The sequence below is a fragment of the Mangrovimonas spongiae genome (assembly GCF_003944795.1).
In the GTDB taxonomy this organism is placed as follows: Bacteria; Bacteroidota; Bacteroidia; order Flavobacteriales; family Flavobacteriaceae; genus Mangrovimonas; species Mangrovimonas spongiae.
Window position 1 is genome coordinate 391,968 of record NZ_RWBG01000002.1, and the last position, 14,635, is coordinate 406,602.

Sequence of the window (14,635 nt, forward strand, 5' to 3'; positions counted from 1 at the left end):
TTATTGTAATTTAAACTGAGATAATTTTTTTAATTCATCACGTACTCTTTTTTGCCACACTAACTGCTTGTCTTTATTTCTAGAATAGTCTGTTTCATTATCGTATTGATTCTGGAAATTAGCTAACTCTTTAAGAATCCTTTCGTGAATAGCATTTAAACGATCTCTAACTTTATTTGAGATTTTTACTTGAGAAATACGCTTTCTAAATTTTCTAGCAAACAACTCGGTAATATCAAAATGCAATTGTTCGTGCGCTAAAACATGAGCATCAATTTGATCTTTTTTGTACCATGATTTATTAGGGTAAAATTGCGATTTTACTTCTGTTTTAAAACCAACTACAGTATCATTATTGGTATTAACAGAAACTGAAAACACAATTCCAGAAGCAGTAACTGCTACCGCACCTGAAGTGCTATCTGGTTTTGCTTTAAAGTTAGTCCAAGATAAGTTTACTGTATCTGCCCATAGGATAACAGGATCTTTATGTTGCGAGAACCCCATAAAGAAACAACATAACAGTAAAACCCTAACCATAAACTACCAATTAAAGGTGATGTTTTTCTTAATATCTGGGTGTAAACTATAATAAACTGGACATGTTACTGCCGTTTTTTCAAGAGTACTTTTAAACTTATCGTCTAAGGTATTTGGAAATGAAAGTACTACATCAATCCTAGAAATACGTCTTGGGTTACTTACCATAGTTTTAGTCACTTCGGCTGTTGCTCCAGATATATCAATATTTAAGTCTCTAGCTTTAATTCCCATAACGGTTAACATACAATTTGCTAAACCTGTTGCAACAGTATCTGTTGGAGAAAACGCTTCGCCTTTACCATTATTATCTAGTGGTGCATCTGTTATATATGTTTCACCAGACTTTATATGGGTATTTTTTGTTCTTAAACCGCCTAAATATGTTACTTTAGATGTCATTATTATTGTACCTCAACAACTTTTAAATCGTCGTACTTTACCAAGTAAACAGTATCGTTATAATAGCCGCCAAAAAGCTTCTTTTTATACGCAAATTTATTTTCGACATACTCTGTTAAAGGTGCTTTATTAACCGATTTGTATAAATCATCATAGGATGCTAATCGTAATACAACATCCATTGTAATATCAAAACCACGTACGGCTATTTTATTAGGAGTAATACCAAATCTTTTTTCATAAGCTTTTACAAAGCTATTGTGGTTTTCTGAGTCGTAAGATTTTGCTAAAGCAGGAAAATGAAAGTTAAGATTTGATAAATGATAATTAGAAACATTATCATTTTCAAAAGCACTATTCATGCTTGTTGTTGCCAATACAATTGTTTTTCCATCTACATTTGTATAAGCATTTAATTTACTAGTAACATTGGAGACTAACCCAGGATTATCCGATTCTAAAAACACGATATTTTTTCCTGGTTTAAGTTTATCTGTAATATCGGCATCGTACACAAAGTAAGCTTCTTCTCCTTTTTTATTTTTTCTTGAAAAAACTTGCGATGCTCTAGGAAAGGTAGCCTTCAAATCATTATTTACTTTAGTATGTTTCGCATCGGAAATAATAATTATGTTTGTGTATGTGGTGTCTTTTTGAAAATAGCTCACGACTTTGTCTCTCAACAGATCTTCTGAAGGACGCGATTGAAAAACATTTTCATAAAGTTGCACATTTTTAGTTATTGGTGAAATAACAGGTGTATTGCTACTTTTTAATTCTGAAGCTACTTTATTTAAGTTATTTGGCATTAATGGCCCAATTACAGCATCGGTATTTTCTAAATCTTCAGAACGCAGAATCTGCATCACTTCACTTAACTGATTTTTGGTATCATAAACATTAACATCTAACGAAATACCCATTGTTTTTAACGAATCTAAGGCAACTAATGCGCCTTCATAAAAGTCTAAAGACGTTTTTAAAAAGGGATTTTTGGTTAGCTGTTGCTTATTATCTTGTATAGAATCTGAAGCAATTTTATTTAACTGAAAAGGTAACATAAAAGCTAAGCGCTTTGTGCCAAAAGAAATACTATCGGTTAAATTTACCTGATTTTCAACAGAACTATTTTCACCATCTTGCAAACTAGCTTGGTATGGTACTTTTAAAACCATGCCATTTTTTAAGCCACTTTCTTTTAATTCTGGGTTTAGTTTTTCTAACTCTTCTTGAGAAAGCCCTAGTTTAACTTTTAACCTATAAAAGCCTTCTTTAGGTTGTACGGTGTAATAGGAATAACGATGATCTATTTCTTTTTCATCTTCTAGAGCTAGATTAGGAACTTGTATAATTTGTCCTTCATCTAAAACGGATCCCATTTTGGGATTTAAAGCTTCTAACTCTTCAATAGTAATCCCAAATTTATATGCTATACGCCACTTCCCTTCTTTAGGCAACACTTTATAATCTCTTGTTTTAGAGTTATTGGTTGCCACCTCTTTTGGTGTTGTAGTATTATCCTTTACAGTTTTATAAACAGGGATTTTTAACTTATCGCCTTTTCTTAAATTATTAGCATATAAAAATGTATTATGCTTTTTAATGTCATCTATTTCAAGATTATACGCTTTAGAAATACTATAGAGTGTTTCTTTTCGTCTTGTTTTATGTTCTTTAAAACCAATTAATTCTTTGGTAGCTCCGGTATTATTCCCAGTTGAAATTCTAGAGTTTGGAATAATTAAAACACTATTTACCTCGAGGCCTTTTTTGGCATCAGGATTTAAGGAATAAATATCAAATGGTGTGACATTATATGTTTTCGCAATCTCCTCGATGGTTTCTCCTTGTTGTACTTTATGTGTTTTATAATTTTGAGCTTGTGTAGTTGATACACCACAGCTTAATAATAAAAAGAAAGTCAATAGATAAAGAAATTGTCTCATATAATAATACTTGTTTTAATTATTCCCATTCGATAGTTGCTGGCGGTTTAGAGCTAATATCGTACACTACTCTATTAACGCCTTTAACTTTATTTATTATCTCGTTTGAAGTTTTTTGTAAAAACTCGTAAGGTAAATTTACCCAATCTGCTGTCATACCATCGGTACTTTCTACGGCACGTAATGCTACGCATTTTTCGTAAGTACGTTCATCGCCCATAACACCAACACTATTTACAGGTAGCAACATAGCACCGGCTTGCCATACTTGATCGTAAAGTTCCCAAGATTTCAAATTATTAATAAAAATGGCATCAACCTCTTGTAATATACGAACTTTCTCCCTGGTTAGATCTCCTAAAATACGAATAGCTAATCCAGGACCAGGAAATGGGTGACGTCCTAAAAGGTTTTTATCCATTCCCATTGAAGCACCTACACGTCTCACCTCATCTTTAAATAAAAGTTTTAAAGGCTCGACAATTTTCAATTTCATAAAATCTGGCAAACCACCAACATTATGATGGCTTTTTATTGTAGCACTTGGTCCTCCTGTTGCAGATACACTTTCTATCACGTCAGGGTAAATGGTTCCTTGTGCTAACCATTTTACATCTTTAATGGCATGTGCTTCATCATCAAAAACTTCAATAAATACGCGACCAATAATTTTTCTTTTCTTCTCTGGATCGCTTACACCTTCAAGAGCATCCAAAAAGCGTGCCGAAGCATCAACACCTTTTACATTTAAGCCCATTCCTTCATATTGTTTTAATACGTCGGTAAACTCATTTTTACGTAACAAGCCATTATTTACAAAAATACAGTATAGGTTTTCACCTATTGCTTTATGTAACAGCATAGCTGCTACCGAAGAATCTACTCCTCCTGATAATCCTAAAACTACTTTATCGTTACCTAATTTAGATTTTAGCTCATCTACGGTTTCTTCTACAAACGATTGCGGTGTCCAATCTTGTTTTACACCAGCAATATTTACTAAAAAGTTTTCTAGTAATTGTTTCCCATCTGTAGAGTGATACACTTCTGGGTGAAATTGTAACGCGTAAGTTGTTTCGCCATTAATTTTATAAGCCGCATTTTCTACATCGTGTGTACTTGCTAAAAGCTCGCCATTAGTTGGTAAAGCTTTAATGGTATCGCTATGACTCATCCAAACCTGACTTCCTTTTGAGATACCATTGAATAAATCATCTTCTTTTACAAACGATAAATTGGCACGACCATATTCTCTTGTATTGGAAGGTGCTACTTCACCTCCAGAGAAATGTGCTAAATATTGTGCTCCGTAACATACGGCAAGCATAGGTTTTTTACCACGAATGTTACTTAAATCTGGATGTGGCGCATTTTCGGCTCTTACCGAAAAAGGACTACCCGATAAAATAACGGCGTGATAGTTTTCTAAATGATTAGGAATCTTGTTGTAAGGATGAATTTCGCAATAAATGTTTAATTCTCTTACACGGCGCGCAATAAGCTGTGTGTACTGCGAACCGAAATCTAAAATAAGTACGTTGTTGTGTTGCATGTGCAAAATTAACAATTGATTTTTATAATCTATTGATGATTGTATTTTTATTTCATGGAATCCAAAATCATTTGGATATCGTGTTCTGTTGTATCTGGATTAATAAAGCAAAAACGAGAAACGGTCTCGAAGGTGTCGCCATTTTTCCATTTTGTTGGTGTTACCAAAGCGAAACCAGACTTATGGTTTTTGTATGTCCACTCGGTGTAATCTTCAGGTTGCCATCCTTTTCTTCTAAATAATACACAAGATAAACTTGGGTCTCTTACCAATTCTACATCTGGGTGTTGGGTAATCATTTTACCTGCAATTTGCGCCAATTCTAAACCACGTTCTACAGCTTCTTTATATCTATCTGTTCCATGAGTGGCTAAAGAAAACCATAAAGGTAATCCTCGAACACGTCTTGTAAGTTGTATTTGATAATCGGTTGGGTTAAAGCCATGTGCCCCTTCATCTTTAAATATATCAAGGTACGAGCCTTGTTGCGAATGTGCTGCTTTAGCTAATTCGGGGTCTTTATAAATAACAGCACCACAGTCGTATGGTGAAAACATCCATTTATGTGGATCGATGGTTATACTATCGGCTCTTTCTATACCGTTAAAAAGGTGTCTTACCGAATCGGCTGCTAGTGCGCCACCGCCATATGCTGCATCTACATGAAACCAAAGCTTTTCATCTTCGCAAACTTGAGCGATGCCTTGTAAATCATCTATAATACCTGCATTGGTAGTTCCGCCTGTAGCTACAACAGCAAACAATCGTTTACGTTGATGGAAGTTTAAATTATCTATTGTTTTACGCAAGGCGTCTCCTGATAGTTCTTCTTCAGAATCGACTAACAGAATATCAACATCAGCCACTTTTGCCATGGCTTTTATTGAAGAATGCGCTCCTATAGAGGTTATAATTAACCCTTTTTCACGTTTATAAGTTTCATCTTCTCGCCAATGTTCACGCGCAGTAACTATTGCAGATAAATTGGCTGCTGTACCTCCGCTTGTAAACACTCCAAACGCTCCTTCTGGCAACCCTGTTAAGGATACAATCCAGCTCATGGCCTCATTTTCACAAAAAATACCTCCCGCACCTTCCATCCAATAAGCACCATGAATACTTGATGCAGATGTTACCAAATCAAACATAATGGCTGCTCGAGTTGGTGAGGCTGGTACAAAGGCCAAATTTCTAGGATGATCTACAGGAACATTTGCTTTTGAAAGATGTTGCCTCCAAAGGTTAAAAGCATATTCTCCACCAATACCTTTTGGTGTTACAGTATCGCCAACAATATTTTTAAGTTCTTCGGCTTTTTTAGGTTTTCCTATAGGATGTTCTGTAGCAGAAATTCTATCAATGGCATATTTCATGACATCTAAGGTCATTTCTACCAAATCGATATCTATTTTATGCATGGGTTATTCTAACTTTAGTATTAAAAACTCACTCTTTAGAGGTTGCAAATTTAATACTAACTGCTGAATTAATTGGTCTCCATACTCTAAATAAAACTCAGAAAAATTAACTTGACGTTCTTGCAGGCTTTGGTTTGGGAATAACTCGTTTTGTATAACCTCAACGCGATTTAATATGTCACTTAATTTTCGTTTTTGAGCCTTTAGTAATCGTTTCTCTAAATGTTCTAATCCTTTTATTTGTTTACGTTCTTGTGCTCCAACAGCTCCGAGAAAAGATTTATCGGTTTGTTCGGCCAATTTATATAGGGCTTTAAATTGCTGTTCTAAATGTTTTTTTTGTGCAGAAAAGTCTATGTCGATTTTTGAAACTTGCTTGGTTACTTTTGTTATTAAATCAGATTGCTTTAAAAACAAGTCCTCAATAGATATATTTAGTTTTTTAAGTTTCTCTTCTTGTTTACCTGTGATTAGCAACGCCGAATTTCTTAATAAAAGCATTGGAAAAACAACGTTTTGCGTTTCAAAATTAGATTTTAATTGTAACCAATAAGCTAATTCTCCACCACCTCCAATATAGCAAAGGTTTGGCAAAATAGCTTCTTGATACAAGGGTCTTAAAATAACATTTGGACTAAACCGTTCTGGATAAGACTCTACCTCTTTAAGCAACGCTTCTTTAGTCCAACGTATGGCAGTTTCTAAAACAGCATATTCACCATCTACTTCTACAATACGTTCTCTAATGTGGTCTTTAATGTAAAACAGGTTTATCTCTCTTGGGGTAACTTGTATCTTATAGTCTTCTGAAAGTTTATTTAATGCATCACTTGTTTGATTGACTTCTTTAAATGCCTTTTGATGTAATAGTTCATCTTTTACAAACGGCACAAATAATTGCTTAAGGTCTCTGTCATCACCATCTACAATTACCAAACCATACTCTTTAAACAAGCTGTTTGCCAGAAATCTAGTTGCTTGGGTTAAATTATCGTGATTTAAATAAGCCTTCTCAAATACATCGAGAATGTATTTTGCGTTATTACTTTTGTTTAGTTGATTTGAAAATACGTTAAACACATCATCTAAGCCATCTAAATTTAACTTTCCTACAGCGCCAGAACTTTCTCTATTCCATTGAATTTTCTTGCCTTCAAAATTGAAATAGTTGATTTCATCAAAATCATGATCTTCGGTTGCCATCCAATATATTGGCACAAAATTGTAGTCTGGATAGTTGTTTTTAAGCTCTTTACACAGGTTTATTGTTGAAATAATTTTATATAAAAAATATAACGGCCCTGTAAACAAATTAAGTTGGTGTCCTGTTGTAACTGTAAAGGTTTTCTCGTCTTCTAATAGTTTAATATTAGTCTCTGTTTTAGCCGATATATCAATGTTAGCATACTGATTTTTTATAGTACTTACTAAAACACGTCTTGTATGGTTATCATAGTTACTTTTCTTTAATTCTATTTGTTTTTTAAAGTTAGGTATTGAAGGGTATTCGCCGTAAAATACCTTTAATTCTTTTTTTTCTTCTAGGTAATCACAAATAAGTTTTGAAAAGTAATTAGTGTCCTTAAACGGTATACAGTCTGCTGGCATATAAAGTAAGTTATCGAGTTACAAATATACAGTCTTTTATACACTAAGTTCCAAACAAAACGTTAAGAGTACGCCTTCGTTTTATAGTTGAAAAATTGTTAAACAAATCCCAAGATTATTAAGAAATTGAAAAATAATACGTATCTTCTATACAAGAAAATTAGGTAGACACAACTAATAATCTATCAAGTGTCATGAAAAATTCACACTTACACACCAAAACCCCTTATTTTTTGACCTTTATAGCGGTTATATTTTTATCAACCTGCTATTTCTTTACCGCCCATGCTTTTCAAGAGCAAACTTATACCGAGTTTAAAGGAACTGTTTACGATGTTTCCAATAAAGATCCACTCACTTTTGCTGATATTATTTTGGAAGACACTAACATTAGTACCATCTCCAACACCGAAGGAGAATTTATTTTAAAAGTTCCTAATGTATATTTAGACAAATCATTATCTATTTCTTTTTTAGGATATTCTAAAAAAATAATCGCCTTAAAAGAACTCGCTAAAAACAGTAAAGTATATTTAATACCTTCTGCATCAAAACTTTCCGAAGTTACAATTAATGCACCAAAAGATGCTCTTTCTTTAGTAAAAGCCACTCTAAACCGAAAAGGCGAAAATTACATTAATGAGCAAAACATTATGACGGCATTTTATAGAGAAACCATAAAAAAACGTCGTAGAAATGCCTCTCTAGCTGAAGCTGTTGTCGAGGTTTACAAACAACCATACAAATCCAATAAAAGAGATAAAATAAAGCTTATTAAAGCTAGAAAAAGTGTTGATTACTCTAGATTAGACACCTTAGCCTTAAAGCTACAAGGCGGACCTTTTAGTGCACTTTATGTAGATATGATTAAATACAATGAATTTATTTTTTCTTTTGATGATTTAAACAACTACGATTTTACTTTTGGAAAATCTACACAAATAGACGACCAGCAAGTATATGTCGTTAATTTTAAACAAAAACCAAACATACTAGATCCTTTATACTACGGCAAACTCTACATAGATACAGATAATTACGCTCTAGTAAGTGCAGTATTTAATTTAAATGTAGAAAATGCCGAAAAAGCCAGTAAACTATTTATACGAAAAAAACCTTATCGTGTAAAAGTACTTCCAACAGAAGCTGCTTATAGGGTTGATTATCGTACACACAAAGGCAAATGGCACTACAGGTATAGTAATATACAATTAGCCTTTAAAGTTAATTGGAAAGACAAATTATTTAATAGCAAATACACTTTAAATAGCGAAATGGCTATAACAGACTGGGAAGAAAACAATAGTAAATTTATTACTCCTAAAGAACGTTTTAGACCAAGTATGATTTTAAGTGAAAAAGCCTCTGGGTTTTCCGATCCCAATTTTTGGGGAGAATACAATATTATAGAACCTGAAAAATCAATTAAATCCGCTATTAAAAAAATTAGTAAACAATTGGCAAAATCTTAATTAAGATAATAACTACAATAAAAAAGCAAGCTAATTTAGCTTGCTTTTTTATTTATAGGTGTTTTAATTTCACTTTAAATCAAAACGATCTAATTCCATAACTTTTTCCCATGCTGAGACAAAATCGTGAACAAATTTCTCTTTAGAGTTATTAGACGCATAAACTTCTGCCAATGCTCTTAACTCTGAGTTAGAACCAAAAACAAGATCAGCTCGTGTTCCTGTCCATTTTACCGCTCCTGACTTTCGGTCACGTCCTTCAAACGTTTCTTCATCATCAGAAGTTGATTTCCATTCTGTCCCCATATCTAATAAATTTACAAAAAAATCATTCGTAAGCGCTCCAGGAGTGTTTGTAAACACGCCATTCTTAGAGTTATTATAATTTGTATCCATAACTCGCATGCCACCAACTAAAACCGTCATTTCTGGTGCTGTTAATGTTAACAAACTAGCTTTGTCTATTAATAATTCTTCAGTAGAGACAGGGAATTTAGTTTTACGATAATTTCTAAAGCCATCGGCAGCTGGTTCTAAATATTCAAAAGCTTCAACATCTGTTTCCTCAAGAGAAGCATCCATTCTACCTGGTGTAAACGATACATTCACATTAAATCCTGCTTTTTTTGCTGCAGTTTCAACACCTACATTACCTGCTAAAACAATTAAATCGGCTAAGGATACTTTTTTTGCATCATTTTCGGCATTAAACGTATTTTGAATATCTTCTAAAGCCGATAATACTTTTGATAATCTTTCTGGATTATTTACTTCCCAATCTTTTTGTGGTGCAAGTCTTACTCTAGCGCCATTGGCACCTCCTCGTTTATCTGAACCACGAAATGTAGACGCCGAAGCCCAAGCCACAGAAACCAAATCTGACACTGACAACCCTACATTATTAATCTTTTCTTTCAGGTTTGTAATATCTTCATTAGATACTAATTCATGTTGTACTTCTGGAATAGGGTCTTGCCAAATTAATGTTTCTTTTGGCACTTCTGGACCTAAATACCTAGATGTTGGCCCCATATCACGATGTGTTAACTTATACCACGCTTTTGCAAAAGCATCGGCAAATTCATCTTGGTTTTCGTAAAAACGCCTAGAGATTTTTTCATATTCAGGGTCAAAACGTAGTGACAAGTCTGTGGTCAACATGGTTGGCCTATGTTTTTTAGAGCCATCAAAAGCATCAGGAATGCTAGCTTCTGCATCTTTTGCTACCCATTGTATGGCTCCGGCAGGACTTTTTGTTTTTTCCCATTCATATTCAAATAGATTTTTAAAAAATAAATTACTCCATTGCGTTGGTGTTTGTGTCCAAGTTACTTCTGGCCCACCAGTTATGGCATCTTTACCTTTTCCTGAATTGTAACTACTTAGCCAACCAAATCCTTGTGTTTCCATTGGAGCTGCTTCTGGTTCGGGACCTACATATTTACTAGGGTCTGCCATACCATGTGTTTTTCCAAAGGAATGTCCTCCAGCGATTAATGCTACAGTTTCTTCGTCATTCATAGCCATGCGCTTAAAGGTCTCCCGAATATCTACAGCTGCAGAAACAGGGTCACCATTACCGTTTGGTCCTTCGGGATCTACATAAATTAGCCCCATAACAACCGCCGCCAAGGGGTCTTCTAAATCTCTTTCTCCAGAATATCTATTATCAGCTAACCACTCTGTTTCCGAGCCCCAATACACATCTTCTTCAGGTTCCCAAACATCTTCTCTTCCTCCTCCAAATCCAAAGGTTTTAAAGCCCATGGATTCTAAAGCTACATTACCTGCTAAAACCATAAGATCTGCCCAAGAAATATGCTCTCCGTATTTTTGTTTTATAGGCCATAATAGCCTTCTTGCTTTATCTAAATTAGCATTATCTGGCCAACTATTTAATGGAGCAAAACGCTGCTGTCCTGCTCCTGCGCCTCCACGACCGTCGCCAATACGATAGGTTCCGGCACTGTGCCAAGCCATACGAATAAACAACCCGCCATAATGACCAAAATCTGCTGGCCACCATTCTTGAGAGTCGGTCATTAAATCGTTTAAATCTTTTTTTAATGCTTGGTAATCTAGTTTTTGAAAAGCTTCGGCATAATTAAAATCTTTATCCATAGGATTGGATAATGCTGAATTTTGACGGAGTATGTTTACCTTTAATTGATTGGGCCACCAATCTTTATTTTTTGTTCCGCCTACGGCATGTTTTGGTGCTGCTCCAGAAAAGGGGCATTTTCCTTCGCCATTTGAATGATGATTGTTTCCTCCCATATCTTTTAAATTTAATTTGTTATTAGACATTTAAATTTACAATAAAACAAAACTATTTTTTTGCTTTATCTATAAATTAAACTTATACAACTATAATATGTTGTTGCCTTTTAAATTTAATAAAATATAAGATGAAATACAATTGCGTGACAGATTAACTTTTAAGTTTACAAAAACATAAACTTATAGAGCAAATTAAGTTAAAATACTGCTTTTAATTAACGGCTTAAAACCTCAGCATATAAATCGAAATCTGAAGCATCTGTAATTTTTACCTTAGCAAATTCCCCTGTTTTAAGGTAGGTTTTTGAAGCATCTATTAACACTTCATTATCAACATCTGGTGAATCAAATTCGGTACGTCCAATAAAGTAATTACCTTCTTTTCTATCGATAACAATTGTTAATTCTTGACCTATTTTTTCTTGGTTTAGCTCCCACGAAATTTGGGATTGAACCTCCATAATCTCGTTAGCACGTTGTTGTTTAACTTCCTCTGGAACATCATCTTCCAAAGTATAAGCATGTGTGTTTTCTTCGTGAGAATATGTAAAACACCCTAAACGTTCAAAACGCATTTCTTGTACCCATTGTTTCAGCTCTTGAAAATCTTCTTCAGTTTCTCCTGGGTAACCAACAATTAATGTGGTACGAATGGTCATTTCGGGAACTGTTTTTCTAAAATCTTGTAGCAATTGTGTGGTTTTCTCTTTTGTAGTACCTCTACGCATACTTTTTAAGACGTGGTTTGAAATATGCTGTAATGGAATATCTATATAATTACAGACTTTAGGCTCACGTTTCATAACATCTAAAACGTCCATTGGAAACCCTGTTGGAAATGCATAATGCAGTCTAACCCATTCAATTCCTTCTACTTTTACAAGATTTTCTAACAACTCTGCAAGATTTCTCTTCTTGTATAAATCCAAGCCATAATAGGTTAAGTCTTGTGCGATAAGAATTAACTCTTTAACACCGTTTGCCGCTAGTTTCTCTGCTTCTGATACAAGATCTTCAATTGGAGTACTTTTGTGTTTTCCTCTCATTAAAGGAATGGCACAAAAACTACACGGTCTATCACAGCCTTCGGCAATTTTTAAATACGCATAGTTTTTTGGCGTTGTTGTTAAACGTTCGCCAATAAGTTCATGCTTATAATCGGCACCAAGAGCTTTTAATAAATGTGGTAATTCTGTAGTACCAAAATACTGATCTACATTGGGTATTTCTTTTTCTAAATCTGGCTTATAGCGCTCACTTAAGCACCCCGTTACAAAGACCTTATCAACATCGCCTGCTTCTTTTTTTTGCATGAACTCTAGAATAGTGTTCACACTTTCTTCTTTGGCATTATTAATAAATCCGCAAGTATTTATAACAACAACATTTCCTTCTTCTTCATGAACAACTTCCTTACCATTAGCTTTAAGTTGCCCCATTAACACTTCGCTATCATAAACATTTTTACTACAGCCAAGTGTAACTACATTAATCTTATTCTTCTTGCGTGATTTTGTTCTCATTCTACAGAAATTAGAGGGCAAAGATACGTAATGATTATTGATACAGTATAATCAACTTTCATAAAAAAAGCCCTGTAATTATTACAAGGCTTTTTTTGCTATTTTTTATAAATGTTATTTGAAGAAAGAGTCGACAAACTCAAACTTATTAAACACTTGTAAGTCTTCAATACCTTCTCCTACACCAATATACTTAACTGGGATTTTAAATTGGTCTGATATACCTATTACCACACCACCCTTTGCTGTGCCATCAAGCTTAGTCACGGCTAAAGAAGTCACTTCTGTAGCTGCTGTAAATTGTTTGGCTTGCTCGAAGGCATTTTGCCCTGTTGAGCCATCTAATACCAACAACACATCGTGTGGTGCATCGCCAACTACTTTTTGCATAACGCGCTTTACCTTAGTTAACTCGTTCATTAAATTAACTTTATTGTGTAACCTACCTGCTGTATCTATAATAACCACATCGGCATTTTGGTTTACAGCGCTTTGTAGCGTATCAAAAGCGACAGAGGCTGGATCACTTCCCATAGATTGTTTTACAATTGGCACTTCTACTCTATCTGCCCAAACTTGTAATTGATCTATGGCTGCAGCTCTAAAGGTATCGGCAGCACCTAAAACTACTTTTAAGCCTTTCTTTTTAAATTGGTAGGCTAATTTTCCTATAGTGGTTGTTTTCCCTACACCATTTACACCAACTACCATAATAACGTGTGGTGTTTTGCCTTGAGGAATGGAAAACTCGGTAGCCTCACCAATATTAGTTTCACTTAGTAAACCAGCAATCTCTTCACGAAGAATAGCGTTAAGTTCATCGGTTCCTAAGTATTTATCTCGTGAAACACGTGCTTCTATACGCTTGATAACCTTTAATGTGGTTTCTACACCAACATCGCTAGTTACTAAAACTTCTTCTAAATTATCAAGTACATCATCATCTACCTTAGATTTACCAGCAACAGCTTTGCTTAATTTATTAAAAAAAGATGTTTTAGATTTCTCTAACCCTTTATCTAAGGTTTCTTTTTTTTCTGAAGAAAATATTTTTTTAAAAAAACTCATTATATCCTTATTAATATGAAAAAGTCTATGTCAAAATTCTTGCCCAAAAAGGAAATGTGAAATTTTGTCATAAAATTTAAAGCAAATATAAAATAAAAGCAGCTTTCAAATTATTGAAAGCTGCTTAAATATTTTTATGGTAATTGATTAACGAGGTTTACCCTTGTTTTTTTAACCAATCGTTAACTTCATCTGGAGCCATGATAGACTCAACAAACATATAAGCTCCAGTTTTAGGTGACTTTACCATTTTAATAGCTTTGCTCAACCTTTTAGATCCTGTCTGTAATGATGCTACTGATTTCTTTGCCATGACTCTTTACTTATTTAATTTCTTTATGAATTGTCATACGCTTAAGAATAGGATTGTATTTTTTAATCTCCATTCTATCTGGCGTATTCTTTTTATTCTTTGTTGTAATGTAACGAGACGTTCCTGGTTGTCCAGACTCTTTGTGCTCTGTACATTCTAATATTACTTGTATTCTATTACCTTTCTTTGCCATTTTTCGTAATCTTTATACGTTCTGCAATTATTTTATAAACCCTTTGGCTTTAGCTTGTTTCAGTGCTGCAGAGATACCAATTTTATTAATGGTTTTTAATGCAGATGTAGAAACTTTTAAAGTTACCCATTTATCTTCTTCAGGAATGTAAAAACGCTTTTTAACTAAATTTGCATCAAATTTACGTTTAGTTTTATTCATTGCGTGAGATACGTTGTTTCCAACCATCGCTTTTTTCCCAGTAAGTTCACAAACTCTTGACATCTTTTCTAACTTTATTGTGTGTTATTTCAAAACAGGCTGCAAATTTAAGAAATCTT

The 14,635-nt window shown here is 34.0% G+C and carries 13 protein-coding genes; 1 reads left to right on the forward strand and 12 read right to left on the reverse strand.

Features of this window, described 5'->3' with window-relative positions:
• Genes EJA19_RS06110 through bshC form a run of 6 tightly spaced genes read right to left on the reverse strand, consistent with a single transcriptional unit; the run spans position 1 to position 7,466 of the window.
• Positions 1-507 (reverse strand): DUF922 domain-containing protein, encoded by a 507-nt coding sequence (locus EJA19_RS06110; RefSeq protein ID WP_240640232.1) that lies wholly within the window; start codon positions 505-507, stop codon positions 1-3.
• Positions 508-543: 36 nt separating this feature from the next.
• Positions 544-942: an OsmC family protein gene (locus EJA19_RS06115; protein WP_125467465.1), complete on the reverse strand. Its 399-nt coding sequence runs from the start codon at positions 940-942 to the stop codon at positions 544-546.
• 2 nt (positions 943-944) lie between these two features.
• A complete protein-coding gene (locus tag EJA19_RS06120; RefSeq protein ID WP_125467466.1) occupies positions 945-2,888 on the reverse strand; it encodes a PBP1 and LysM peptidoglycan-binding domain-containing protein in 1,944 nt (647 codons plus the stop codon).
• A gap of 19 nt (positions 2,889-2,907) precedes the next feature.
• Positions 2,908-4,440: a glutamine-hydrolyzing GMP synthase gene (guaA, locus tag EJA19_RS06125; RefSeq protein WP_125467467.1), complete on the reverse strand. Its 1,533-nt coding sequence runs from the start codon at positions 4,438-4,440 to the stop codon at positions 2,908-2,910.
• A 47-nt stretch (positions 4,441-4,487) separates the two neighbouring features.
• Complete coding sequence (locus EJA19_RS06130; RefSeq protein WP_125467468.1) at positions 4,488-5,858, reverse strand: pyridoxal phosphate-dependent decarboxylase family protein; 1,371 nt, start codon at positions 5,856-5,858, stop codon at positions 4,488-4,490.
• Positions 5,859-5,861: 3 nt separating this feature from the next.
• On the reverse strand, positions 5,862-7,466 hold the full coding sequence (gene bshC, locus EJA19_RS06135) for a bacillithiol biosynthesis cysteine-adding enzyme BshC (protein ID WP_125467469.1): 1,605 nt from the start codon (positions 7,464-7,466) through the stop codon (positions 5,862-5,864).
• Positions 7,467-7,660: 194 nt separating this feature from the next.
• Here bshC and EJA19_RS06140 point away from each other — a divergent pair, with 194 nt between their 5' ends.
• Positions 7,661-8,938, forward strand: coding sequence for a carboxypeptidase-like regulatory domain-containing protein (locus tag EJA19_RS06140; protein ID WP_125467470.1), 1,278 nt, complete (start codon positions 7,661-7,663; stop codon positions 8,936-8,938).
• Between the two features lie 69 nt (positions 8,939-9,007).
• Here EJA19_RS06140 and katG read toward each other — a convergent pair whose 3' ends face one another.
• The 6 genes from katG to rpmB form a co-directional block, all read right to left on the reverse strand.
• Positions 9,008-11,245: a catalase/peroxidase HPI gene (gene katG / locus EJA19_RS06145; protein ID WP_394342047.1), complete on the reverse strand. Its 2,238-nt coding sequence runs from the start codon at positions 11,243-11,245 to the stop codon at positions 9,008-9,010.
• Positions 11,246-11,433: 188 nt separating this feature from the next.
• The gene (rimO, locus tag EJA19_RS06150; RefSeq protein WP_125467471.1) at positions 11,434-12,741 is read right to left on the reverse strand and encodes a 30S ribosomal protein S12 methylthiotransferase RimO; all 1,308 of its coding nucleotides are present in this window, start codon (positions 12,739-12,741) and stop codon (positions 11,434-11,436) included.
• A 114-nt stretch (positions 12,742-12,855) separates the two neighbouring features.
• On the reverse strand, positions 12,856-13,809 hold the full coding sequence (ftsY, locus tag EJA19_RS06155; protein WP_125467472.1) for a signal recognition particle-docking protein FtsY: 954 nt from the start codon (positions 13,807-13,809) through the stop codon (positions 12,856-12,858).
• A gap of 157 nt (positions 13,810-13,966) precedes the next feature.
• Positions 13,967-14,122 carry a DUF4295 domain-containing protein gene (locus tag EJA19_RS06160; RefSeq protein ID WP_125467473.1) on the reverse strand — a complete coding sequence of 52 codons (156 nt, stop codon included), beginning with the start codon at positions 14,120-14,122 and terminating at the stop codon, positions 13,967-13,969.
• 10 nt (positions 14,123-14,132) lie between these two features.
• On the reverse strand, positions 14,133-14,315 hold the full coding sequence (rpmG, locus tag EJA19_RS06165) for a 50S ribosomal protein L33 (RefSeq protein ID WP_125467474.1): 183 nt from the start codon (positions 14,313-14,315) through the stop codon (positions 14,133-14,135).
• A gap of 27 nt (positions 14,316-14,342) precedes the next feature.
• Positions 14,343-14,579 carry a 50S ribosomal protein L28 gene (rpmB, locus tag EJA19_RS06170; protein WP_125467475.1) on the reverse strand — a complete coding sequence of 79 codons (237 nt, stop codon included), beginning with the start codon at positions 14,577-14,579 and terminating at the stop codon, positions 14,343-14,345.
• Positions 14,580-14,635: the final 56 nt, after the last annotated feature.

Coding starts and splice junctions, on each gene's coding strand:
- EJA19_RS06110 (WP_240640232.1), bottom strand. CDS start 507: ATGGGGTTCTCGCAACATAAAGATCCTGTTATCCTATGGGCAGATACA.
- EJA19_RS06115 (WP_125467465.1), bottom strand. CDS start 942: ATGACATCTAAAGTAACATATTTAGGCGGTTTAAGAACAAAAAATACC.
- EJA19_RS06120 (WP_125467466.1), bottom strand. CDS start 2,888: ATGAGACAATTTCTTTATCTATTGACTTTCTTTTTATTATTAAGCTGT.
- guaA (WP_125467467.1), bottom strand. CDS start 4,440: ATGCAACACAACAACGTACTTATTTTAGATTTCGGTTCGCAGTACACA.
- EJA19_RS06130 (WP_125467468.1), bottom strand. CDS start 5,858: ATGCATAAAATAGATATCGATTTGGTAGAAATGACCTTAGATGTCATG.
- bshC (WP_125467469.1), bottom strand. CDS start 7,466: ATGCCAGCAGACTGTATACCGTTTAAGGACACTAATTACTTTTCAAAA.
- EJA19_RS06140 (WP_125467470.1), top strand. CDS start 7,661: ATGAAAAATTCACACTTACACACCAAAACCCCTTATTTTTTGACCTTT.
- katG (WP_394342047.1), bottom strand. CDS start 11,245: ATGTCTAATAACAAATTAAATTTAAAAGATATGGGAGGAAACAATCAT.
- rimO (WP_125467471.1), bottom strand. CDS start 12,741: ATGAGAACAAAATCACGCAAGAAGAATAAGATTAATGTAGTTACACTT.
- ftsY (WP_125467472.1), bottom strand. CDS start 13,809: ATGAGTTTTTTTAAAAAAATATTTTCTTCAGAAAAAAAAGAAACCTTA.
- EJA19_RS06160 (WP_125467473.1), bottom strand. CDS start 14,122: ATGGCAAAGAAATCAGTAGCATCATTACAGACAGGATCTAAAAGGTTG.
- rpmG (WP_125467474.1), bottom strand. CDS start 14,315: ATGGCAAAGAAAGGTAATAGAATACAAGTAATATTAGAATGTACAGAG.
- rpmB (WP_125467475.1), bottom strand. CDS start 14,579: ATGTCAAGAGTTTGTGAACTTACTGGGAAAAAAGCGATGGTTGGAAAC.